Source organism: Rhodococcus sp. F64268 (assembly GCF_023015605.1).
GTDB lineage: Bacteria > Actinomycetota > Actinomycetes > Mycobacteriales > Mycobacteriaceae > Rhodococcus.
The window spans coordinates 161294-183719 of record NZ_JALKAI010000005.1; the positions used below are offsets into that span (position 1 = coordinate 161294).

The following is a 22426-nucleotide window of genomic DNA, read 5'->3' on the forward strand; positions in this document are numbered from 1 at the left end:
GAGCGCACGCGGGAGGCGCGCCGATTCCAGCGAACCGGACACGCGTGGCAGCATGGGCTACGACCCGTGCCTTTCGGAAGAACGAGGATCAATGACCGGCTTGGAGAACACGAACGTCGGCTCTGCTGCGGCCACCCAGCACCCCACTCGGCGGGCTCTCCCGCACGCCCCACTTCTCGCTGCGGCGCGCGGCGAGCAACCGGCGCACCGGCCGGTGTGGTTCATGCGTCAGGCGGGTCGCTCGCTGCCGGAGTATCGCGAGATCCGCGCAGGCATCGGCATGCTCGAATCCTGCTTCGACTCCGAGCTCGTGTGCGAGATCACCATGCAGCCCGTGCGGCGACACAAGGTCGACGCCGCGATTCTGTTCTCCGATATCGTTGTGCCCCTCAAAGCAGCAGGTATCGACCTCGACATAGTCGCCGGTACCGGCCCCGTCGTCGCGAATCCCATCCGCACGGCCGCCGATGTCGCAGCACTGCCGAATCTCGAGCAGGACCAGGTCGGTGCCGTTGCGCGCGCTGTGACTCTGCTGACCCGCGAGCTCGGCGACACACCGCTGATCGGATTCGCCGGCGCACCGTTCACGTTGGCGTCGTACCTGGTCGAAGGGGGTCCGAGCCGAAATCACGAGCGCACGAAGGCACTCATGCACGCCGACCCGAAGACTTGGCATGCACTCCTCGGCAAGCTCACCGATGTCGCGATCGTATTTCTGCGTGCGCAACTCGAAGCGGGGGTCGACGCAATCCAGCTCTTCGATTCGTGGGCGGGTGCACTCTCACTCGTCGACTATCGGGAGTTCGTGATGCCGCATTCGCAGCGGGTCTTCGCCGAACTCGAATCCTTCGGTGTTCCCCGGACCCACTTCGGCGTGGGAACGGGTGAACTCCTCGGTGCGATGGGCGAGGTCGGCGCGGATGTCGTGGGTGTCGACTGGCGGGTGCCGCTCGACGTCGCGGCGAACCGTGTCGGCGCGGGCAAGGCCCTGCAGGGCAACCTCGACCCGGCGCTGTTGTTCGCCGGGTGGGATGTCGTCGAGTCCGAGGTCCGTCGCGTCATCGCGTCGGCCGACCGAGCCCTCGCGGCCGGTGCGACCGGACACATCTTCAACCTCGGTCACGGTGTGCTTCCCGACACCGATCCGAGCATCCTCACCCGGGTCGTCGAGCTGGTGCATTCGCTGTGAGCGCGCCCGTCGTCGTCGTCGGTGGTGGCATCACCGGGCTCGTCGCGGCGTATCGGCTGCGGACGGTATTCGGCCCGAACGCCCGGATAGTGCTGCTCGAGCGATCGGACCGACTCGGCGGCAAGCTTCGCACCGTCTCGCTGGCGGGCGCTCCTGTCGATGTAGGCGCGGAGGCATTCATCGGGCGGCGACCCGAGGTGCCCGAATTGCTCGACGAGCTCGGACTCACCGATCAACTCGTCCATCCGTCGGGCGCGCGTCCGCTCATCTACGCGGGTACGGCGCTGCACCCCATTCCCGCCGGAACCCTGATGGGAATCCCCGCTGATGCCCGATCGCTGGACGGACTCGTCGATGACGAGACTCTCGTCCGCATCAGGAGGGAGCCCGAGACCCCACTGAGGTGGGACACCGACGGCGATATGTCGGTCGCGGAATTGGTGGGGTCGCGGTTCGGCGAGCAGGTCGTGCGCCGCAGCGTCGACCCGCTGCTCGGTGGCGTCTACTCCGGCCTTTCCGATACAGCCGGGGTTCGTGCCACGGTGCCGACACTCGCGCGCGCACTCGACGACGGTGCGGCGAGCCTGACCGAGGCGGTCGCGAGCGCGCTGCCGGCTCCGTCCGGCAAGCCGGTCTTCGGCACCTTGCGCGGCGGCTATGGAGTCCTCCTCGACGCGCTCGCACAGGCTGCTGACGCGGAGATCCACACCGGAACCGTGGCGTCGAACCTGCGTCGTGTCGGGGATCGCTGGTCACTCGATCCGCTCGGCGAGGTCGACGGCGTGATCCTGGCGGTACCGGCACCGGAAGTGGCCGCCCTGCTGGCCGGACCGGTCCCGGCCGCCGCGGCGCACGCCGCCGAGATTCCGCTTGCATCGTCGGTGACGGTGTCGCTCGCGTTGCCGTCGGCGGCGGCGCTGCCGCAGAACTCCGGCATCCTCGTCGCCACGGGAGAGGAATTGTCGGCCAAGGCTTTTACGCTGTCCGGACGGAAGTGGCCGCACCTCGCCGAACGGGATGTCTCCCTCGTCCGCGTGTCGTTCGGCAGGTTCGGCGACGACAGGCTTGTCGATGCAACCGAAGAACAGCTGATCACCCTTGCCCGCGCCGACCTCGCTACGGTGACGGGCGTCGACGACGAACCCAAGGCGGCTTTCGTGCAGCGGTGGCACGGAGGCCTGCCCCAGTACCGGGCCGGACACACCGAGATCGTTGCGGCGTTCGAGCGGGAGATCGACGGAATCGAGGGCCTTGCCGTAGCCGGTGCGATGCTGCACGGAGTGGGCGTTCCCGCGTGTGTCGAATCAGGCACAAAGGCCGCAGCACGGCTTGCAACACGAGTGGCAGGATGAGGGTATGGCACGTCTCGATTTCGAAAAGCTCAATTCCACGCTTCGCTACGCGATGTGGTCGGTGTTCCAGGTCACGCCGGGCGCGCTCGGTGAAGATCGCACCGAGGCCGTTGAGGACTTCCAGAAGTTCCTCGCCTCGTTCGACGGCACCGATGTGATCGTGCGCGGGATCTACGACATTGCAGGGATGCGCGCCGACGCAGACTTCATGATCTGGACCCACGCCGAGCGCATCGAGGATCTGCAGAAGTTCTACGCGGACTTCCGCCGCACCACGATCCTCGGGCGCGCGAGTACCGCAGTGTGGTCGAACACTGCGCTGCACCGGCCTGCGGAGTTCAACAAGAGCCACCTTCCGGCGTTCGTCGCAGGGGAGGAGCCGGGTGACTACATCTGCGTGTACCCGTTCGTGCGGTCCTACGACTGGTATCTCCTTCCCGATGCTGAACGTCGCACGATGCTCGCGGACCACGGCAAGGAGGCTCGTCCGTACCCGGATGTGCGTGCCAATACGGTCCCGGCATTTGCGCTGGGCGACTACGAATGGATCCTCGCGTTCGAGGCACCTGCCCTCGATCGGATCGTCGACCTGATGCGTGATCTGCGTGCCACCGAGGCGCGGAGGCACGTCCGTGAGGAGACACCGTTCTTCTCGGGGCCGCGGGTGGCGCCGGAGCCGTTGATCGCCTCGCTTCCCTGATGTTGTCCGACGGGCCGCGGAATTCCCGCATGGCGCACGCGAGGTACTCGCACATGGCGCACGCGAGGTACTCGCACATGGCGCACTGGGGGATGTATTCGGCGGAGGCGCGCGGTGGCGAGGTCGTCGCCGTGCATCCCTTCGCGGGAGACCGCGACCCGTCACCCATTCTCGCGAACGTGCCGGGTTCGGTGCGGCATCGCGCTCGCATCGCCGGTCCGGTGGTGCGCCGCGGGTGGCTCGAGAACGGACCGGGTCCGACCACGCGCCGGGGGAGCGACGAATTCGTCGCCGTGTCGTGGGACGAACTGACCGAGCTGCTCGCGCGTGAATTGCGTCGGGTCGCGGATCGTTACGGCAATCGCTCGATCTACGGCGGCTCGTACGGATGGTCGGCGCCCGGACGGTTCCATCACGCGCAGAGCCAGGTTCACCGTTTTCTCAAGATGTTCGGTGGATACACGCGGTCGGTGCACAGCTATTCGCTCGGCGCGACCGGTGTGGTCATGCCACACGTCGTCGGCACCCACTGGAAACTGTTCGCGCGCTCGACCCACTGGGATCTCATCGCCGGGCACACGGAACTCTTCGTGTGTTTCGGCGGTGTCCCCGTCAAGAACACCTCCATCAACGACGGTGGAAACAGCGACCACCCGACCCGCGACGCACTCGACGGGATGCGGGCCCGCGGGGGCCGTATCGTGTCGATCAGCCCCCTGCGCGACGACACACACGGCGAGTGCGAGTGGCTCGCACCGCGGCCGGGAAGCGATGTCGCGATCATGCTGGCGCTGGCCTACGTCCTGGCCACCGAGGGCCTCGCCGACCGCCGATTCCTCGAGCGGTACTGCACCGGCTACGACAAATTCGAGGACTACCTGCTCGGCCGGACGGACGGGATCCGGAAATCGCCGCAGTGGGCGGCGGAGTTGTCGGGACTGTCCGCAGATACGTTGACCGAACTCGCGCGCCGAATGGCATCCTCACGGACGTTGGTGACCGTGTCGTGGTCGCTGCAACGTGTGCGGTTCGGGGAGCAGGCGCCGTGGGCCGGAATCACGCTGGCTGCCATGCTCGGACAGATCGGTCTGCCGGGCGGAGGCTTCGGCCACGGGTACGGGTCGATGAACGAGCCCGGCACCGCGCCGGTGCCGTATCCACTGCCCACCCTGTTCCAGGGGAACAACGAGGTGGACGATTTCATACCGGTGGCCGCGATCTCCGATCTGTTGTTGCGACCGGGGGAGAAGTTCGACTACGACGGCAACCGATACACGTTTCCCGACATCCGGCTCGTCTACTGGGCGGGCGGGAATCCGTTCCATCACCATCAGGACATCGGCCGGCTCCGCCGCGCACTCGGACGCCCCGACACGATCGTGGTCCACGATCCGTACTGGACCCCGATGGCCAAGCACGCCGACATCGTGGTGCCGTCCACCACGACCCTCGAACGCAACGACCTGACCTGTACGCGCAGCGATCCCCTGCTCGTTGCGATGCACGCGGCTGTACCCCGATTCGAGGACGCCCGCGACGACTACGACACATTCTCGGCGCTCGCGTACCGGCTGGGTTTCGGCGACCGGTTCACCGAGAAGCGCAGCGCACAGGAGTGGCTCGAATATCTCTACGAGCAGTGGCGCGGATTCGTTCTCGCAGATCCGGCCAGGGTGGAGGACCCACCCGAGTTCGACAAGTTCTGGGGTCACGGTCACGTGCGGATGCGCACCGAGGACGATCTGACGTTGTTCGAAGAGTTTCGCGACGACCCGCAACGCGACCCGTTACGGACCCCGAGCGGCCGCATCGAGATCTTCTCCGCGGACATCGACGGATTCGGCTACGAGGACTGCGCAGGCCATCCGAAGTGGTACGAGCCCGAGGAGTGGCTCGGCGGCGCACGCGCTGAGCAGTTCCCACTGCATCTCATCGCGAATCAGCCGAGGACCCGGCTCCACGGTCAGCTCGATCACGGTGCTTTCAGTCAGGCGTCGAAGATTCGGGGCCGCGAGCCGATCCGGATGCACCCGGGTGATGCCGAGGCGCGCAACCTCTCGGAGGGTGATGTGGTTCGGGTGTTCAACGACCGTGGCGCCTGTCTTGCCGGGGTGGTGCTCGACGACGGGGTGCTGCGCGGCGTCGTTCAGCTCTCGACCGGAGCGTGGTACGACCCTTACGACTCGGAAGACCCCGAGTCGATGTGCGTGCACGGAAACCCGAACGTGCTCACGGCCGATGTGGGTACGTCACGTCTGTCTCAGGGCTGCACGGGGCAGCATGTGCTCGTCGAGATCGAGCTCTTCGTGGGGGAGTTGCCACCGATCCGCGCGTACGATCCACCGACGATCCTGCGTCATCTGTGAGTTTCATCACTATCGCCGGTGGTGTCGCAGTATTCTGAGTGCTCATGAAGCGTTGTGCAGTCAACGATCGTCGTCTGCGGGCTGCCGGCGCCGCGGTGGCATTGATCCTCTTCGCCGGTGCATGTACGGATTCGGGAGGGGACGCATCCTCGTCCACCTCCCCTTCAGGCACGATGTCGGAAACGTCGGGTTCCGAGGCGTCCGAGGCCGGGGCCCCGACTCCGGTGGATCAAGCCGAACTACAGTCGGCTCTCGAATCCGGAGCGCAGGAGTTTTTGCTCCCCGGCGCGGTCGCGCTGCTTCGGACGCCCTCCGGCACCATCACCGCGACCTACGGGACCACCGAGCATGACGGGGGTGAGCCGGTCTCCCTCGACGACCATATTCGCGTCGGCTCCAACACGAAGACCTGGACGGCCACGGTCATCCTGCAGATGGTGTCCGAAGGTGCACTGTCACTGTCCGATCCGGTATCGAAGCATCGTCCGGACGTTCCCAACGGCGAGAACATCACGGTCGAGCAGCTGTTGAACATGCGTTCCGGGCTGTACAACTACAGCGAGACACCGGAACTCAACGAGGCACTCGACAACGATCCGGGGCGGGTGTGGCAACCCGACGAGTTGCTCGCTCTCGGGTTTGCGAACCCACCGTATTTCCCGCCGGGGGAGGGCTACCACTACTCGAACACCAACTATGTGCTGCTCGGTCTGATCGCGGTCCAACTCGACGGCAAGCCGTTGCCGGATATCTTCGACGAACGGATATTCAGGCCGGCCAGGATGTCCGATTCCTCGTTCCCCGACCCGACCGAGGTGGAGCTACCGACGCCCTACTCCCACGGCTACTTCTTCGGCACGAACATGCTCACCCTCACCGACCCGGCTCTGCCGGAGGAGATGCAGACCGAAGCCGAGAACGGAACGCTTGCCCCTACGGACGTCACGAACACCAATCCGTCGTGGGCCTGGTCGGCAGGCGCAGGCATCGCAACCGCCGAGGACCTGGCCACATGGGTCGAGGCACTTACGAACGGTTCGGTGCTCGACGCGGAGCTGCAGCAGCAGCGAATGGACAGCATCGTCCCGACCGATCCGTCCACGCCGGATGCGGCGGGCTACGGCTGGGGCATCGCGAAGATGGGCCCGATGTACGGGCACACCGGAGAGCTTCCGGGATACAACTCGTTCATGGGGTCCGATCCGGAGAACGGCATCACACTGATCGTGTGGGCGAACCTGGCGCCAGGCGCCGACGGCCGTGACCCGGCCACCACGATCGCCAAGGGCCTGATCGACGGAATGTACGGTCTCTGAGATCCGCCCGGCATCGACAGGAACAGCTAGCCTTCGAAGTATGGGCACGAATCCCTTCGACGCGGTCCTGTTCGACTTCTCCGGCACGCTTTTCAGGCTCGAGGAGGACGACAGTTGGATGGAGCAGATCACCGACAGCGGCGGTGCGCCGTTCGATGTGCACCAGCAGGCAGAACTGATGCGACGCCTCACTGCACCGACCGGGCAACCGGTGGAGATGGATGCCGAGGAGCACCATGCCTGGACCAATCGTGACCGCGACCCGGCCTGGCATCGGGAGGCATATCTCACGGTGCTGAGAAGGTCCGGTGTCGCCGATCCGCAGCAGGCACGGAATCTGTACGCCAAAGTGACGGACCCCGCGTGCTGGACCGTCTATCCCGACACGGTCCCGGTGATAGAAGCCCTGTCGGGTGACGGCTATCGCATCGGCGTGCTCAGCAACATTGCCTTCGATATCCGGCCGGCGTTCGCTGTGCTCGGAATCGACGACCTCGTCTCGGTGTTCACACTCTCGTTCGAGGTCGGTGCGGTGAAGCCGGAACCGGAGATCTTCCGGCACGCCGTCGACATGCTGGACGTGGATCCTGCTCGCACCCTCATGATCGGCGACAGCGAGAAGGCCGACGGTGCCGCACGAGGTATCGGCTGTTCGTTCCAGCTCGTGGAGCCTCTGCCCACCACCGACCGGCCCGATGCGCTGTGGCGAGCACTGTCGGCGGCAGGTATCAGTCCGTCGGAACCAGGCGCAGGGAGATCGAGTTGATGCAGTACCGCTGATCGGTGGGAGTCGGATACCCCTCGCCCTCGAATACATGGCCCATGTGGCTATGGCACGACGCGCACAGTACCTCGACCCGCCGCATTCCGAGGCTGTCGTCGGTGCGGAGGATCACGGCGTCGGACTCCGCCGGATCGAAGAACGACGGCCAGCCGCAATGCGAGTGGAACTTCTCCGAGCTACGGAACAATTCCGCACCGCACGCGCGGCACTCGTAGACACCCTCGGTATCGGTGTCGGTGTATTCGCCGGTGAATGGGCGTTCCGTCCCCGCCCGGCGAAGCACGGCGTATTCCTCGGGCGTCAGCTTGGCGCGCCACTCGTCGTCGCTGTGGGTGACCTTCGGCGCGGGTTCCGACCGGGGAGGGATAGTCATGGCATCCACGCTAGCGGTGAGCGACCGACTGTGCCATGAGGTGTGTCCGGTCGGGTACGGGTGGCCGGCAGTCGGATCACGGTGTTGCGACTTCTGGTTCAGGTTCCTGATCCGGCTTCGACCGTGCGGTGGTACTCGACCGGGTAGATCGCAACAAGTGTGACGGCTCGATACCGCCATCGAGGCGGCCCTCGCGGCGGGCGGCCAGATAGCGATCGAGGAGCACAGCGAAAATGACGATCAGGAGCAGAGACCAGCCGAACGTCGTCTTCATGTACTCCGCTGCACGACCGGCTTCGACCCAGCGACCGGACAACCACGAGTCGTAGCTGAGGAACCCGTAGACGGCGAGCCACGCGGGCCAGTTCCGCATGACCGAATTCGGCAGCAGCACAGTCATCAGCAGCGGGAACAGCATCATGGAGTAGTACATCTGGCCGAGCGAGGTGAGCAGGAATGATGCGCCGAGAAGCACGCCGGCGCTGGTGCAGACGAAGAACAGTTCATCGTCGCGGCAGTAGCGGTACAGCAACCACATCGATGCCACGACCATCAGACCCAGCACGGCCCGCAGGCCTATGACCAGCCAGCCGGGCAGACCGTAGTACATCCCGTTGCCCACGATCGCGCTGTTGAAATAGTCCCGCGATTCGAGAAGGTACGGAACGGTGTGCTCGACGAACTGCCACGCATCGACCGACAACGGCCACGCGATGGCCGTCAATGCAATGGGAACAGCGGCAGCGGTGACGAAAACCTTCCACTGGCCCCGCACCAGCGCCAACAGCAGCAGAGGCGCCAAAATGGGTTTCACGGCGAAGGTGAGACCGAGTGCGGCGCCCGCCCAGAGGTCTCGACGTTTGAGCAGCAGCGCCAGGAAGGCGACCTCGCCGAGCAACACGAGACCGTTGATATTGGTGAAGACGAGCGTGTTCGTGACCGTCTCGGACGAGAACGCGGCCAGCACGAGAATCGGTGCGACCGGAGAATCGAGACGCAACCCGAACATCCGCAACAACAGGTACAGCGCGATCAGGATCGCGACGGCGTTCGCGAGGATGAACAACCAGCGCGAGCGTTCCGGGTCGATCACGGCGATCGGTGAGATCAGCAGAGTCCCCGACGGTGGGTACAGGTAATGCGGGTCCACCCAGTCGAAGTTGGCGGTATACACCGGGCGGCGATTGAGGAATGCCAGTGCAGCCTCGTACACGGGCTTGAAATCATCGGTTCGGAAGCCGTTGACGGCCTTGATGACGACCCGATGCAACACCGTCAGTACGGCCAGTGGCCATACGACGTACTTGACCACTTCCGCTGTGGTGCGGGCGGTGCGAGGCTCGAGACTGCTGAGGAACACTACGGCACGGTACACCGCAACCGGACCGAACGGCGCATCCAGGCGCTCCGCGCAGCTGCGATCAGGCCGGGCAGAGGCTCCCGTTCGGTGGAAGCTCTCCGTTTGCCACATACGCTTCTGCGCGACTTTGCGCGCAGGCCGAATGGAGCGTTGCGGAATACCCGGCCCCCTGCCACGCGAGTGCCGTCCATCGGATACCGCTCGCGGTCAGCGCGCCGGTCACCGAATCCAAGCCTGCATTTCCGACGATGGGGTCGGCTGCCGCGCTGGTGACGAGGACCGGTACGTCGAGTGCTGCCGGAAGGGGCGGCGGCGCCATGCTCGGCCACGCCGCACACGAGGTCGCCGCGACGGCGGCATCACTCCCGAACAACGGATACGTCGTGGACCACGACTTCTGAAGTTCAGCGGCGCGCATCGCCGTCGGCCATCGCTGCCCGTCGCTGCACTGTGACACCCATTGGCCGTCGGTCGTCAGCATCGCTTCTGCCGTGCCCACGGATTCGAGCAGTGGCATGACGTCACCGTCCCTGGCTGCGGCAAGGATGTCGGACAGTTCGCGGATACGGGCCTGTAGGTCGGCACGTGGGGTGCCCAGGAACGCGGTGAGCGCGGTGAGGAGGGCATTCGACGACACCGGCGCGAGGAGACCGTCCGCGGCGCGACCGTAGAGATCCTCGATCGCTCCGCGCGGGTCCGGCCCCAGCGAACACTCCAGTGCGGCGCAGCGGCGGGCGAAGTCGTCGACGGCGGCTTCTGCGCCTCGTGCAGCGGATTCGGCGAGCAGTTCGGCGTCTGCCGTCGCTGCCGCGGGCGAGTCGAGGAGCAGCCGCCCGACTCCGCCCGGGTACGCCGCCGCGTACGCGAGCGCAACCGTCGCGCCGTTACCGATACCGAGCAGCCCCAACCGATCGACATCCCAGGCGCGGCGCAGCTGCTCGATATCGCTCGCGGCGTGGGAGGCGCCGAACATCAGTTGCTGTGGCTGCAGGTAGTCGGTACACGAGATGGTCGCCTGCCGACCGAGTTCGGCGACGCGATCGGACGCTTCACCGCTGCGACCGAACTGCCCGAGGTCGGAAAGGGCGCGGCGATCGGCGCCGAAGATGCAGTCGATCTCCTGGGACATCCCGAGTCCACGACGGTCGACGGCGACCAGAGGGCGCGCGGTCAGGGTCGCCGACATCGGGCCCGTAGCGAGTGCGGCGAGCGCGCGACTCGACGGGAGATCGGAGCCGGTGGTCACAACCAGTGGGGCGACGTCGCCGGGAGTCTCGGAAAGCCGTGCCCGGAGCACTCCGAGGGGGAACGTTCCGGGTACGGTCCCTGTCACGTCGATCGGTGCAGGAACCTGGGCGCACTCGAGAACGAGCCCCGCAGGGCCCGGAGGCAGTGCGAAACCGTCGATCGTCTCGGCGGTGCAATCGCGCCACGCAAGGTCGTTCTGCGGTACCGGGAGCTGGGCCGTACCCGGGTCGCGTTGTTCGGGTTCGGCCGGTTGCTCGCCTCCCACGTCCTGGACGACAGCCACATCGGGACGGATCGAGGGACCCGCTCCGCACGCGGCCACCACCGACGCAACTGCGAGCCAACACACAGCGAGCACCCCGGTTCTGCGCATGCGGACAGCCTGCCAGGTGCGCGCAGTGACGGTGCGCACCGGTGCGCTCGGACGCCGAGGCCGCGTACCGTTCTCCTGCTCCGATTCGGTGAACTCACCGTGAAGGGTCTGTGAAGTAGGTCCCATTACCCGGTCCTGTGCTGGATGTGCCATTTGCCGCCACTATCCTGGTGTAATGCACGAACGCCTCGTCGACCGGAATCCGGTGGTGCCCGCAGACCAACTTGTGGCACAGATGGTGCCGCCCGCCATGTTCGACGAGGTGAGTTTCGCGTCGTACATTCCGGATCCCGAACAGCCCAGTCAGGCAGCGGCCGTTGCTGCGGCCGAAGCTTTCGTCGGTAAGGTCGGCAAGATCCGCAGCGGCAAGCGCGGGTTGTTCGGCAGGAAGGCTCCGTCCACGGGTGCGGGTCTCTACCTCGACGGCGGATTCGGCGTGGGCAAGACGCACCTCTTGGCCTCGATCTTCCACAGTGCACCCTCGCCCAAAGCCTTCGGCACCTTCGTCGAACTCACCCATGTCGTCGGTGCGCTCGGTTTCAACAAGGCTGTCGAGGAGCTGTCGAGTCACAGCGTGTTGTGCATCGATGAGTTCGAGCTCGACGATCCCGGCGACACGATGCTCGTGTCGAGGCTGCTGACCGAGTTGTCGGCGCGCGGTGTGTCGATCGTCGCCACTTCCAATACCCTTCCCGGGCAGCTCGGCGAGGGCAGGTTCGCTGCGCAGGACTTCCTCCGTGAGATCAAGAAGCTCGGTTCCATCTTCGAGACACTGCGCGTCGACGGTCCCGACTATCGTCACCGGGACCTTCCACCTGCACCCGAACCGGTCGACTCGAAGGTCCTCGTCGAACGTGCCAACGAGATTCCAGGCGCGACGCTCGACGATTTCGACGAGTTGTGTGCCCACCTCAGTACGCTCCACCCGTCGCGCTACGGGAAACTGGTCGAGGGTGTCAGCGCGGTGTTCCTCAACGGCGTCCACCCGGCCCAGGACCAGTCCGTTGCACTTCGACTGGTGGTCCTCGCCGACCGGCTCTACGACGCGAGTGTCCCCGTGACGGTTGCAGGAGCGAAGCTCGACGAGATCTTCACTCCCGAGATGGTGGCCGGCGGCTACCGCAAGAAGTATCTGCGCGCCACCTCGCGCCTTCTCGCGCTGTCGCGTTTCGAGGTCCCCGCCTGACCTTGCCGTCCGGTCGGCAGTTCCGGTTCACAGGTCCGGATCTGCCGGCAGTTCCGGCGCTGGTGCGTTCCTGAGACGGCCATTCACAGGATGCGTTGCATCACGTAGTCCTCGTGGACCTGCGACCCCACCGTGAATCTGCGTTCGCCTACGACCTCGAAACCTTGTTTCGCATAGAAGCGACGGGCTCGCGCGTTCTGCTGATTGACGCCGAGCCACAATCCGGCGTGGCCGCCAGAACGTCCGAGCTCTACGGCGGCGCCCATGAGTGCGTTCGAGACCCCCGTGCCGTGCCGACCGGAGAGCACATAGAACTTGCTGATCTCGATCGACCGACGCGCGGTGAGCAACGCTGCAATCGCCGGATCGTCGGGTGGTGCGTCGATTGCCATGAGATACCCGACGATCTCACCTTCGATCGTGGCCTTGAGAACAGTTCTGGCGGGGTCCGTCAGATATTCACTGAAGCGCTCTGCCGTGAGTGCGGTCTCGATGAAGGCGGCAATGTCCGCACCCGTTGCATCGGGTGGGCATGCCAACGGGAACGTCGCTGCCGCCACGTCGGCGATGCTCTCGGCATCCCAGATGCCTGCGCGTTTCACAGATACAGGAGCGGTGGTTTCTTCGAGTGGGGGCGGCATGGTTCAAGTGAAGCAGCCGTAGTCGGACTCCCGCGTACCGACCTGGAGAATCCCGAAACTGGAGAATCCCGAAACTGGAGAATCCCGAAACTGGAGAATCCCGAAAATGGCTGAACCCCAGCCTTGGATGGGGGGTCATGGCTGGGGTTCATTACCATCGGGGGGGATGGCACTTCTCACGATACATGAGGGATTCCTCAGCTTCCAAGTTGCGGCCCGATTCACGCGGTCACGGTTTCGTCACATGCTCCGAGGCTCGACGTTTGCACTCGTCACATGTACGTCCTAGGGTGAGTGTCATGAAGCGCGTACTCGTAGTTCACCGCCGTAGCGGGGTCTGATTCGGACCGACCCCTCGCTGCGGGTCCCTGAGCTACGTGTCGGTCCTTCCTTCTCGCGGAAGAACCCTTCGATGAACGCCTTCGATTCGAACGCTGTCCACATGTCCGCTTCGGCTGAGGCAAGCATTCCCGTGTCATCTCGGCGAGACCGGTCTCGGCAAGGTCAGTATTGGCAAGGCCGGCTGCCCATGCCGTTGCGGGCCGAGGTTGCGGGACTCACCTGGGATGAGTTCGCAGCCCTCTACGGACCGCAGAACGGTCCGGTGCGTATGGGGGCATGGGCGGTCACAGCGGTGTCCGCGGGCCGCAGCTCGTATGAGGCAACACTTGCGGTGGGTGCGTCGATACACACCGCATCGGCTGTCACGAACGGTCCGGTGGCAGGAATGACGGCAATGCTCCACAGCCTCGGCATTCACCTCGAGATCCTGTCGTTTCATCAGGGCGAAGTCGGTGGAGCACCGGCGACGTTCCTCCTCTGCGGTCACGGGGACCGTCGGGGGTGGGCGATGGGAATCGGGCAGAGTGCAACCGAGTCCACGCTGCGCGCCATGATTGCCGGTGTGAACCGGCTCGGCACCGTCCACTGATCAGGAACGCAAAGTCCCCCTTCGGATTCCGAAGGGGGACTTTGATACTTCTGGTGCGCGATACTGGGATTGAACCAGTGACCTCTTCCGTGTCAGGGAAGCGCTCTCCCGCTGAGCTAATCGCGCCGGCTTCCAACGCCGGTGTGGAGCGGATGACGGGATTCGAACCCGCGACCCTCACCTTGGCAAGGTGATGCGCTACCAGCTGCGCTACATCCGCGTGTGCACGTTGTGGTGAAACCTGGGGCTGATCCACGTGCTGATCGACCCTGGTGCGCGATACTGGGATTGAACCAGTGACCTCTTCCGTGTCAGGGAAGCGCTCTCCCGCTGAGCTAATCGCGCGAGGTGGAGACGGGAATCGAACCCGTGTGCACGGCTTTGCAGGCCGTTGCCTCACCACTCGGCCACTCCACCATGAAAGGTCGAGTCCAACCTCTCGAGCGGATGACGGGATTCGAACCCGCGACCCTCACCTTGGCAAGGTGATGCGCTACCAGCTGCGCTACATCCGCATTCGCACCGTGGCGTTGTGCTCTCCGTGGTGCGGTTAAAAACTTAGCCGACCATCGCGGAATCACACAAATCTGCAGGTCAACGCAAGAAAACTCGGCAAGGATGGCGTTGGAAGTGCTGTGTGGGCGGTGTGAGAGGGGTTTCGAGTGCTCGAGAGAGAGACAGGAATGTGCGCTGAGTAGATGGGGCGGCGAGGGCTGCTCGCGCCCGATGTGCCGCCGAGTTACGCGTCCTGTTGCTCCGTTACTCGAGGGGGCGCTGCCCTGCGCGGCTGGATTCGGAGGAGCTGGTGGCGAGCGGTCGGTCGTGCGCAATTCCGAAAACTCAGTGTGACCTGCTGATTCGTGTTCGCGCGCAGGGGCGTGTTAAGTTTCTTTGCGTTCGAGCCGCTGCAAAGCGGCGCGGTCCCGTGGCTCAGTGGAAGAGCGTCCCGTTCACACCGGGGAGGTCGCTGGTTCGATCCCAGCCGGGACCACAGGTCCGCACAAGGGCACCCTGCACAGGGTGCCCTTTTTGCGTATCTTGGCATGCAACTGTCGAACGCAGCGGGAGTTGCGTGATCCGGCCGACGAGAGGTTCGTTGCCGGCTCGACGATGTGCGCGTCTGCGGCCACCGATGTCCGCGTGGGCGAGGTCGGGACAGACCGCGGTGGTTCGAGGAGGATGTGCAGGATGAGTGTCGCAGATGGCGCATGGCAGACCGTGGGGACGACCGGTGCCCGCTTCGGGTCCCGGCGTCCACGTCACCGCATGAAGCGGGACGATCTTGTATATTCGCCCCCTGAAGAGGGGGAGTGGTCGTCGGAGTCGAATGTTGTCGCTCCGCCGTCGGCCGAAGGGGGGACGCCGACCACCGCAGCACAGGCCGCTGTCACTGAGACGGGGCCCCGGGTGTCCCGCGCGAGGGATCGGACGTTCGACGGAACTGGGTACGAAAGCGCTGGGGGAGTCGGAAAATTGGAAGATCGCACATCATCGTTCGTGAGGCCCTTCGTCCGTATCGGTGGCCGTACCCGGAGCGATATGGACCTGCCGCTCGAGGCCCTCGTGTCCACGGTCCCGTCCTCGACGAGCCTGATGGCAGGCAAGTTCGCCGAGGAACACCGGGTGGTCGTCGGTCTGTGCGCACAACCGCGCTCGACCATGGAGGTGGCCGCTCTGGCGGGAATCCCCCTCGGGGTCGCCCGTGTGCTGATCGGCGACCTCGCGGGGGCGGGCATCCTGACCGTCCACAGCACGGTGGACCGGGTCGGGCCGGGCAGCGAACTTCTCGAACGGGTACTCACAGGGCTGCACTCGCTCTGAGAATTTCGGATGCCGCAACCGTGTTTCGTTCCGGCACGCCCTGTGTTCGCTGTGTGAGCGCATATCGATAGCATGGGGAGGTTGCCGACGCGCTGTGCCGCGTCGGGCAGCACCCCCCGAGAACAGGCATCGAGCCGAGGAGTCCAGCCAGTGACCACGCCCGCATCCGCGAAAACAGCCACGCTCGTCCGGGTGCCAGCGGGAACCACTGCCGGCGCCGCTGTGCGCGAAGCCGGATTGCCGGTCAAGGGACCCGACACGATCGTCGTCGTCCGCGACTCCGAGGGGGACCTGCGCGATCTGTCGTGGACGCCGGAGACCGACGCCGAGGTCGAGGCAGTCGCCGCGGACACCGAGGACGGCCGCAGCGTCATCCGGCACTCGACCGCGCATGTTCTGGCGCAGGCCGTGCAGCAGGAGTTCCCCGATGCCAAGCTCGGTATCGGCCCGCCGATCAAGGACGGCTTCTACTACGACTTCCAGGTCGAGCGCCCCTTCACTCCCGAGGATCTCGCGAAGCTCGAGAAGCGGATGAAGAAGATCGTCAAGGACGCGCAGCGCTTCTCCCGCCGCGTCGTCGAGAACCTCGAGGATGCCCGCGACGAACTGAAGAACGAGCCGTTCAAGCTCGAGCTGATCGACGACAAGTCAGGCATCGATGATCCCGAGATCATGGAGGTCGGGGGCGCCGAGCTCACCATCTACGACAACCTCAACCCGCGCACGGGCGAGGTCGTGTGGAAGGACCTGTGCCGCGGCCCGCACATCCCGACCACCAAGTTCATTCCCGCGTTCAAACTCACCCGCAGCTCCGCCGCGTACTGGCGAGGCGACCAGGACAACGCCGGCCTCCAGCGGATCTACGGCACCGCGTGGGAGTCCACCGATGCACTCGACCGCCACCTGGAACTGCTCGCCGAGGCCGAGCGCCGCGATCACCGCAAGCTGGGCGCCGAACTCGACCTGTTCTCGTTCCCTGACGAGCTCGGTTCGGGTCTTCCGGTGTTCCATCCCAAGGGCGGCATCATCCGCCAGGAGATGGAGAACTACTCGCGTCAGCGCCATGTCGACGCCGGATACGACTTCGTCAACACTCCGCACATCACCAAGGGGCACCTCTACGAGGTCTCGGGTCACCTCGATTGGTACAAGGACGGCATGTTCCCGGCGATGCACATCGACGAGGAACTGAACGACGACGGCACGATCCGCAAACCCGGCCAGGACTACTACCTCAAGCCGATGAACTGCCCGATGCACGACCTGATCTTCCGGTCGCGAGGGCGTTCCTACCGCGAGCTTCCGCTCCGCATGTTCGAGTTCGGCTCCGTCTATCGCTACGAGAAGTCCGGTGTCGTCCACGGACTCACACGTGTGCGGGGCATGACCCAGGACGACGCGCACATCTTCTGCACCCCCGAGCAGATGCGCGACGAGCTGACCACCGTCCTCGAGTTCATCCTCGATCTACTGAAGGATTACGGACTCGACGACTACTACCTCGAGCTCTCGACCAAGAACCCCAAGAAGTTCGTCGGTAGCGACGAGTTGTGGGAGACCGCCACCGACACGCTGCGTGAGGTCGCGGAGTCCTCGGGGCTGAACCTCGTGCCCGATCCGGGCGGCGCCGCCTTCTACGGACCGAAGATTTCGGTACAGGTCAACGACGCGCTCGGTCGCAACTGGCAGATGTCGACGATCCAACTCGACTTCAACCTCCCCGAGCGGTTCGAACTCGAATACACCGGATCCGACGGTGCCAAGCATCGCCCGGTGATGATCCACCGTGCACTGTTCGGCTCGATCGAGCGGTTCTTCGGTGTGCTCACCGAGCACTACGCCGGTGCGTTCCCCGCATGGCTCTCGCCGGTCCAGGTGGTCGGTATCCCGGTCGCTGCCGAGTTCGAGGAGCACCTCTTCGACGTCGTCGGCAAACTGAAGTCGGCCGGGATTCGCGCCGAGGTGGATGTGTCCGACGATCGCATGCAGAAGAAGATCCGAACGCACACCACGCAGAAGGTTCCCTTCATGCTGCTCGCCGGCGAACGCGACGTCGCCGCCGGTGCGGTGAGCTTCCGGTTCCGCGACGGTACCCAGGTCAACGGTGTGCCCGCCGACGAGGCCGTGAGCATCATCGCCGAGTGGGTTCGTCGACGCGACAACGCTTCTCCCACTGCGGAGCTGGTGCGTCCGGTGGAACGGGGAGCGACCTCTTGACGGGCGAGGGAACTCCGGGGCCGGCAGACACGTCCGACTCGATGATCGACCGAGGGGTCGGCGAATCCGACCACCTGCAGCGGCTGTGGTCCCCGCATCGGATGTCGTACATCACCGAATCTCCGGGATTGCGGAGCGAGCCGTATGAGCCGTTCACCGAGATCCCCAAGATGGCCGACGAAGAGGGGCTGGTCGTCGCCCGCGGCGAATCCGTGTACGCGGTGCTCAATCTCTATCCCTACAACCCGGGCCACCTCATGGTGGTGCCGTACCGGCGGGTGGCGAACCTCGAGGACCTCACGGTCGATGAGAGCACCGAGCTCATGGCGTTCGCTCAGCGGGCACTTCGAGTGATCAAGAAAGTGTCCCGTCCCCACGGGTTCAACGTCGGGCTCAATCTGGGTGCCGCTGCGGGTGGTTCGCTCTCCGAACACCTGCATCTTCACGTGGTGCCCCGGTGGGGTGGTGACGCGAACTTCATCACAGTCCTCGGCGGATCCAAGGTGATGGTGCAGCTGCTGCGCGACACCCGCGCATTGCTGGCTTCGGCATGGGACGAGTAGCGCCTGCCGAAGGCGGACCAGTCCCTGACCACACCCATGGTCGGACGGTGCGTCGTGGCAGGATCTGGTTCCGGACACGTCGGTCGAAGGGGAAGTCGGGGGTCTCGGGATGCTGAGCTTCTTCGGTCGCGCATCGGTTTCGAAAGTGACCGCACCGCTCGGTCACGCCTTGATCCGCACGGGCCTGACCCCGGATGCCGTAACCATTATCGGCACTGTTGCAACGATCGCGGCTGCCCTCACGCTGTTTCCTTCGGGCCACCTCTTCGTCGGCACACTCGTCATCTGGTTGTTCGTGATGTTCGACATGCTCGACGGTGCAATGGCACGTGCCCGCGGCGGCGGAACACGTTTCGGAGCGGTACTGGATGCCACGTGCGATCGGGTCGCAGACGGAGCGATCTTCGCCGGTCTGGCCTGGTGGGCCGTCTATCACGAGCAGAGCAGGCCGCTGCTGATCGCGACGCTGATCTGCCTCGTGTGCTCGCAGGTGATCTCGTATGCGAAGGCACGTGCCGAAGCCAGCGGTCTGTCGGCCGACGGGGGTCTCATCGAGCGCCCCGATCGTCTCGTGATCGTGCTGGTCGGTTCCGGGTTGACCGGTCTCGGTCTCGACTGGGCGATCCACATAGCGATGTGGTTGCTCGCCGCGGGGTCGGTCATCACAGTGTTCCAGCGCGTACTCGCCGTGCGGGACTCTCCGGGTGCGCGCGAACTGCTACCGATCGCGCCGACATCGGACTCGACGTGTGAGACGGATACCGAGGATGGGGAGCGGTCGTGAACGGCGAGGACCGGGTATGAAGGCGGCCGAGCGTCTCTCGGACCTCGGATACGCGGCGGGATGGCGGCTGGTTCGACTCTTGCCGGAACGCGTCGCGACACGGCTGTTCGATACGGGAGCCGACTTCGCTGCTCGTCGGAACGGCGGACCGAAGCAACTGCGCCGCAATCTTTCCCGCGTTCTCGGGGTCCCCCCCGAACAGGTCCCGGATGATCTGATCAGGGCTTCGACCCGGTCGTATGCACGATACTGGCGCGAGTCCTTCCGCCTTCCGTCGATGGATCTCGACGCCACCGCGGCGTCGATCGATTCCGCGGTCGAAGGCCGCGAACACATAGAGGCGGCGTTGGCTGCCGGTCGCGGCGTGGTTCTGGCGCTGCCGCACAGCGGCAACTGGGATATGGCCGGCGTGTGGTGTGTCCGCACATACGGCGGGTTGTCCACGGTGGCCGAGCGTCTACGCCCCGAGTCGTTGTTCCGTCGCTTCGTCGAGTACCGAGAGGGCCTCGGGTTCGAGGTGTTCCCTCTTTCGGGTGGTGAGAGCCCCCCGTTCGTCGAGTTGTCGGCGCGTCTGCGCGACAACAAGGTCGTCTGCCTGCTGGGAGAACGCGATCTTGCGCGCAAGGGCGTGCCCGTGACGTTCATGGGAGAATCCACGCGTATGCCTGCCGGACCGGCGAAATTGGCGATCGAGACCAACGCACCCCTACTTCCCGTGCACTGCTGGTTCACCGACGACGGATGGGGATTCCGGGTCCATCCGGAGATCGACGTCAGCGGCGGCATCGGCAGCGCCACGCAGCAACTCGCCGACCGATTCGCTGCCGATATCGCGGAGCACCCTGCAGACTGGCACATGCTGCAACCACTGTGGATGGACGACCTGTCCGACTCACGACGCGCCCGAATGGAGGAGTGAGTGAGGATCGGAATGGTCTGTCCGTACTCGTTCGATGTACCGGGTGGTGTCCAGGCCCACGTCGTGGATCTCGCCGAGGTTCTCATCGCCCGCGGCCACGAGGTGAGCGTGCTCGCGCCCGCCTCCGAGACCACAGCGCTACCCGACTTCGTCGTCTCTGCAGGTAGAGCGGTCGCGATTCCGTACAACGGCTCGGTGGCCCGGCTGAGCTTCGGCCCCGTTTCCTACGCGCGAGTGCGCCGCTGGATCAACGACAACAACTTCGACGTCCTCCACATCCACGAACCGAACGCCCCGAGCCTGTCGATGCTGGCATTGAAAATTGCCGAGGGGCCGATCGTCGCGACGTTCCACACGTCGACGACGAAGTCGCTCGTGCTGAGCACTTTCCAGGGGGTCCTTCAACCGTTCCTCGAGAAGATCAGTGGTCGGATCGCCGTTTCCGAACTTGCTCGCCGCTGGCAGGTCACCTCGCTCGGAGCCGATGCAGTAGAGGTCCCCAACGGAGTCGACGTGCCATTCTTCCGGCACTCTCCGCCGCTTCCCGGATATCCGAGGGCCGGCCGGACGGTGCTGTTCCTGGGCCGCTTCGACGAATCCCGAAAGGGCATGGATGTGCTCGTCGGTGCGTTGCCCGCACTGGTGGCGCGATATCCGAACATCGAGATCCTGGTCGTGGGTCGCGGTGACGAGGACCGACTTCGCAAGGACGCGGGACCGCACGCAGGCCACCTCCGGTTTCTCGGACAGGTCGACGACGACGAGAAGGCCTCCGCCATGCGCAGCGCCGACGTGTACTGCGCACCGAATCTCGGCGGGGAAAGTTTCGGGATCGTCCTCGTCGAGGCGATGGCATCGGGTACGGCCGTCGTCGCCTCCGAACTCGATGCGTTCAGGCGGGTGCTGCGCGACGGGCGAGCAGGGGTGCTCGTCCCCATCGGTGACTCGAAGGCGCTCGCCGACGGCATCCTGGAGGTTCTCGACGACGACGACCGCCGCGCCGCGTTGGTCGACGCCGGATCCGAGGTCGTGGAGACCTACGATTGGCCGGTGGTGGCCGACCAGATCCTGCGGGTGTACGAGACGGTCACCGTCGGCGCCGGCCCCGTGCGGGAGGTGCGGTCGTGACTCTCAGCGCTCTGACGATCCTCGTACTGTCGCTGATCGCAGCCGTCGTCCTGTTGCTCGGCCTGTGGGCATACGCGACCGCGAATCGCCTCGATCGGTTGCACGTGCGGTCGGACCTCTCGTGGCAGGCGCTCGATGCAGCCCTTGCCCGTCGCGCCGTGGTGGTGCGCAGCATCGCAGCATCCACGTCCGCGGCGGAGGGCCGCCGATTGTCGGCGCTCGCCGACCGAGCGGAACGTGCCGACCGTGCGCATCGGGAGGCCGCCGAGAACGAACTGTCCGTTGCGCTGGCCGGTCTCGATGCGGAGCGTCTGCGCCCGCAGCTGGTCGCCGAACTCGCCGACTCGGAAGCCCGCGTGCTCATCGCCAGAAGGTTCCACAACGATGCTGTGCGCGACACACTCGCGTTACGCACCCGTCGCCCAGTGCGGTGGCTTCATCTCGGCGGCACCGCCCCGCTGCCGACCTATTTCGAGATCGCCGAACGCGAAGTCGACAACGCCGGTGCCGTCGAGAGAACCGGCGACGTCGAGAAGACGGGGGTTGTTCCCTCGCAGTCACGGACGCCGGATCGGGCTCGCACATCGGCGCGGGTCGTGTTGTTCGACGACAGCGGGCGCGTGCTGCTGCTTCGCGGTCATGATCCGGCACGTCCGGAGGTGTGCTTCTGGTTCACCGTCGGCGGTGCCGTGGAACCGGGCGAGGATCTGCGTGTCGCGGCCGTCCGGGAACTCGCCGAGGAGACCGGACACGGCGTCGCCCCCGAACAGCTTGTCGGTCCGGTATGGCGACGAGTGGCCGTCTTCCCGTTCAACGGTGAGGTCCTGCATTCCGAAGAACTGTTCTTCGTCCTCCAGACACCCGGATTCGAACCGGGTTCCGAGGGGTTCACCGAACTCGAACGTCGCATGGACCTCGAGTTCAGGTGGTTCGACAACGACGGACTCCGCGAACTGGTCGCTGCCGGAGAACCGCTGTATCCGCAGGACCTGCCGGAACTCCTCGATGAGGCAAGGCGTCTTGCAGGCAGCCGAACGCACACCGCATCGAACACTCCGCTGCGCGCCATCCGCTGACCCGGCCGGCGACCGATAAGGCCAGCGCATCGCGACTGGCTATGGGGAACACCCGCCATGCGGTCATAGGCTCGGCGGGTCGCTATCCGCGTCGGCGCG

The 22426-nt window shown here is 65.3% G+C and carries 19 protein-coding genes and 6 tRNA genes; 16 read left to right on the forward strand and 9 right to left on the reverse strand.

Annotated elements, in window-relative coordinates; translation table 11 throughout:
- Window positions 1-91: 91 nt before the first annotated feature.
- The 6 genes from hemE to MWU77_RS15705 are packed head-to-tail and all read left to right on the forward strand — an operon-like array spanning window position 92 to window position 7689.
- Window positions 92-1189: a uroporphyrinogen decarboxylase gene (gene hemE / locus MWU77_RS15680; RefSeq protein ID WP_247274185.1), complete on the forward strand. Its 1098-nt coding sequence runs from the start codon at window positions 92-94 to the stop codon at window positions 1187-1189.
- Window positions 1186-2541, forward strand: coding sequence for a protoporphyrinogen oxidase (locus tag MWU77_RS15685; protein WP_169688835.1), 1356 nt, complete (start codon window positions 1186-1188; stop codon window positions 2539-2541). The genes hemE and MWU77_RS15685 overlap by 4 nt, the downstream gene beginning before the upstream one ends.
- A gap of 4 nt (window positions 2542-2545) precedes the next feature.
- Complete coding sequence (hemQ, locus tag MWU77_RS15690) at window positions 2546-3241, forward strand: hydrogen peroxide-dependent heme synthase (protein ID WP_169688836.1); 696 nt, start codon at window positions 2546-2548, stop codon at window positions 3239-3241.
- 53 nt (window positions 3242-3294) lie between these two features.
- Complete coding sequence (locus MWU77_RS15695; RefSeq protein WP_247274186.1) at window positions 3295-5607, forward strand: molybdopterin-dependent oxidoreductase; 2313 nt, start codon at window positions 3295-3297, stop codon at window positions 5605-5607.
- 44 nt (window positions 5608-5651) lie between these two features.
- Window positions 5652-6923 (forward strand): serine hydrolase, encoded by a 1272-nt coding sequence (locus tag MWU77_RS15700; protein ID WP_247274187.1) that lies wholly within the window; start codon window positions 5652-5654, stop codon window positions 6921-6923.
- 40 nt (window positions 6924-6963) lie between these two features.
- Window positions 6964-7689 (forward strand): HAD family hydrolase, encoded by a 726-nt coding sequence (locus tag MWU77_RS15705; RefSeq protein ID WP_169688838.1) that lies wholly within the window; start codon window positions 6964-6966, stop codon window positions 7687-7689.
- On the opposite strand, the gene msrB is transcribed toward MWU77_RS15705, so the two are convergent.
- The 3 genes from msrB to MWU77_RS15720 all read right to left on the reverse strand — a co-directional run bounded on the left by msrB (window position 7652) and on the right by MWU77_RS15720 (window position 11061).
- Entirely contained in the window at window positions 7652-8080 is a 429-nt protein-coding gene (gene msrB, locus MWU77_RS15710) for a peptide-methionine (R)-S-oxide reductase MsrB (protein ID WP_169688839.1), read from the reverse strand. The two genes, MWU77_RS15705 and msrB, sit on opposite strands and share 38 nt — an antisense overlap.
- Before the next feature lie 76 nt (window positions 8081-8156).
- Window positions 8157-9440, reverse strand: coding sequence for a glycosyltransferase family 87 protein (locus tag MWU77_RS15715; protein ID WP_247274188.1), 1284 nt, complete (start codon window positions 9438-9440; stop codon window positions 8157-8159).
- 61 nt (window positions 9441-9501) lie between these two features.
- Window positions 9502-11061 (reverse strand): alpha/beta hydrolase, encoded by a 1560-nt coding sequence (locus MWU77_RS15720; RefSeq protein WP_206040130.1) that lies wholly within the window; start codon window positions 11059-11061, stop codon window positions 9502-9504.
- A gap of 175 nt (window positions 11062-11236) precedes the next feature.
- On the opposite strand from MWU77_RS15720, the gene zapE reads away from it, so the two are divergent.
- Window positions 11237-12247 carry a cell division protein ZapE gene (gene zapE, locus MWU77_RS15725; protein WP_247274189.1) on the forward strand — a complete coding sequence of 337 codons (1011 nt, stop codon included), beginning with the start codon at window positions 11237-11239 and terminating at the stop codon, window positions 12245-12247.
- A gap of 83 nt (window positions 12248-12330) precedes the next feature.
- Here zapE and MWU77_RS15730 read toward each other — a convergent pair whose 3' ends face one another.
- Window positions 12331-12888 carry a GNAT family N-acetyltransferase gene (locus tag MWU77_RS15730; RefSeq protein WP_169688842.1) on the reverse strand — a complete coding sequence of 186 codons (558 nt, stop codon included), beginning with the start codon at window positions 12886-12888 and terminating at the stop codon, window positions 12331-12333.
- A gap of 529 nt (window positions 12889-13417) precedes the next feature.
- Here MWU77_RS15730 and MWU77_RS15735 point away from each other — a divergent pair.
- Window positions 13418-13819: an alpha-isopropylmalate synthase regulatory domain-containing protein gene (locus MWU77_RS15735; RefSeq protein ID WP_240959299.1), complete on the forward strand. Its 402-nt coding sequence runs from the start codon at window positions 13418-13420 to the stop codon at window positions 13817-13819.
- Between the two features lie 51 nt (window positions 13820-13870).
- Here MWU77_RS15735 and MWU77_RS15740 read toward each other — a convergent pair.
- The 5 genes from MWU77_RS15740 to MWU77_RS15760 form a co-directional block, all read right to left on the reverse strand.
- Window positions 13871-13945: transfer RNA gene (locus tag MWU77_RS15740), tRNA-Val, on the reverse strand.
- A gap of 18 nt (window positions 13946-13963) precedes the next feature.
- Window positions 13964-14039: transfer RNA gene (locus tag MWU77_RS15745), tRNA-Gly, on the reverse strand.
- A gap of 50 nt (window positions 14040-14089) precedes the next feature.
- Window positions 14090-14164 (reverse strand) — tRNA-Val (locus MWU77_RS15750).
- A 1-nt stretch (window position 14165) separates the two neighbouring features.
- A tRNA-Cys gene (locus MWU77_RS15755) sits at window positions 14166-14236 on the reverse strand.
- Window positions 14237-14261: 25 nt separating this feature from the next.
- Window positions 14262-14334 (reverse strand) — tRNA-Gly (locus MWU77_RS15760).
- Window positions 14335-14738: 404 nt separating this feature from the next.
- Here MWU77_RS15760 and MWU77_RS15765 point away from each other — a divergent pair.
- The 8 genes from MWU77_RS15765 (at window position 14739) to MWU77_RS15800 (ending at window position 22327) form a co-directional block, all read left to right on the forward strand.
- A tRNA-Val gene (locus MWU77_RS15765) sits at window positions 14739-14810 on the forward strand.
- Between the two features lie 275 nt (window positions 14811-15085).
- The gene (locus MWU77_RS15770; protein ID WP_308198810.1) at window positions 15086-15640 is read left to right on the forward strand and encodes a DUF742 domain-containing protein; all 555 of its coding nucleotides are present in this window, start codon (window positions 15086-15088) and stop codon (window positions 15638-15640) included.
- A gap of 150 nt (window positions 15641-15790) precedes the next feature.
- Window positions 15791-17857 (forward strand): threonine--tRNA ligase, encoded by a 2067-nt coding sequence (gene thrS, locus MWU77_RS15775; RefSeq protein WP_169688845.1) that lies wholly within the window; start codon window positions 15791-15793, stop codon window positions 17855-17857.
- Window positions 17858-17898: 41 nt separating this feature from the next.
- Window positions 17899-18420: an HIT domain-containing protein gene (locus MWU77_RS15780; protein WP_169688933.1), complete on the forward strand. Its 522-nt coding sequence runs from the start codon at window positions 17899-17901 to the stop codon at window positions 18418-18420.
- Between the two features lie 109 nt (window positions 18421-18529).
- On the forward strand, window positions 18530-19204 hold the full coding sequence (gene pgsA, locus MWU77_RS15785) for a phosphatidylinositol phosphate synthase (RefSeq protein ID WP_169688846.1): 675 nt from the start codon (window positions 18530-18532) through the stop codon (window positions 19202-19204).
- A 16-nt stretch (window positions 19205-19220) separates the two neighbouring features.
- Window positions 19221-20123, forward strand: coding sequence for a phosphatidylinositol mannoside acyltransferase (locus tag MWU77_RS15790; RefSeq protein ID WP_169688847.1), 903 nt, complete (start codon window positions 19221-19223; stop codon window positions 20121-20123).
- Window positions 20124-21251: a glycosyltransferase family 4 protein gene (locus tag MWU77_RS15795; protein WP_169688848.1), complete on the forward strand. Its 1128-nt coding sequence runs from the start codon at window positions 20124-20126 to the stop codon at window positions 21249-21251. It abuts the gene before it with no gap.
- Complete coding sequence (locus MWU77_RS15800) at window positions 21248-22327, forward strand: NUDIX domain-containing protein (protein WP_169688849.1); 1080 nt, start codon at window positions 21248-21250, stop codon at window positions 22325-22327. Before MWU77_RS15795 ends, MWU77_RS15800 begins: the two co-directional genes overlap by 4 nt.
- The last annotated feature ends 99 nt before the right edge of the window (window positions 22328-22426 follow it).

Coding starts and splice junctions, on each gene's coding strand:
- hemQ (WP_169688836.1), top strand. CDS start 2,546: ATGGCACGTCTCGATTTCGAAAAGCTCAATTCCACGCTTCGCTACGCG.
- pgsA (WP_169688846.1), top strand. CDS start 18,530: ATGCTGAGCTTCTTCGGTCGCGCATCGGTTTCGAAAGTGACCGCACCG.
- MWU77_RS15735 (WP_240959299.1), top strand. CDS start 13,418: ATGCCGTTGCGGGCCGAGGTTGCGGGACTCACCTGGGATGAGTTCGCA.
- MWU77_RS15700 (WP_247274187.1), top strand. CDS start 5,652: ATGAAGCGTTGTGCAGTCAACGATCGTCGTCTGCGGGCTGCCGGCGCC.
- zapE (WP_247274189.1), top strand. CDS start 11,237: ATGCACGAACGCCTCGTCGACCGGAATCCGGTGGTGCCCGCAGACCAA.
- MWU77_RS15770 (WP_308198810.1), top strand. CDS start 15,086: ATGAAGCGGGACGATCTTGTATATTCGCCCCCTGAAGAGGGGGAGTGG.
- MWU77_RS15780 (WP_169688933.1), top strand. CDS start 17,899: ATGATCGACCGAGGGGTCGGCGAATCCGACCACCTGCAGCGGCTGTGG.
- MWU77_RS15720 (WP_206040130.1), bottom strand. CDS start 11,061: ATGCGCAGAACCGGGGTGCTCGCTGTGTGTTGGCTCGCAGTTGCGTCG.
- MWU77_RS15790 (WP_169688847.1), top strand. CDS start 19,221: ATGAAGGCGGCCGAGCGTCTCTCGGACCTCGGATACGCGGCGGGATGG.
- msrB (WP_169688839.1), bottom strand. CDS start 8,080: ATGACTATCCCTCCCCGGTCGGAACCCGCGCCGAAGGTCACCCACAGC.
- hemE (WP_247274185.1), top strand. CDS start 92: ATGACCGGCTTGGAGAACACGAACGTCGGCTCTGCTGCGGCCACCCAG.
- MWU77_RS15705 (WP_169688838.1), top strand. CDS start 6,964: ATGGGCACGAATCCCTTCGACGCGGTCCTGTTCGACTTCTCCGGCACG.
- MWU77_RS15695 (WP_247274186.1), top strand. CDS start 3,295: ATGGCGCACGCGAGGTACTCGCACATGGCGCACTGGGGGATGTATTCG.
- MWU77_RS15730 (WP_169688842.1), bottom strand. CDS start 12,888: ATGCCGCCCCCACTCGAAGAAACCACCGCTCCTGTATCTGTGAAACGC.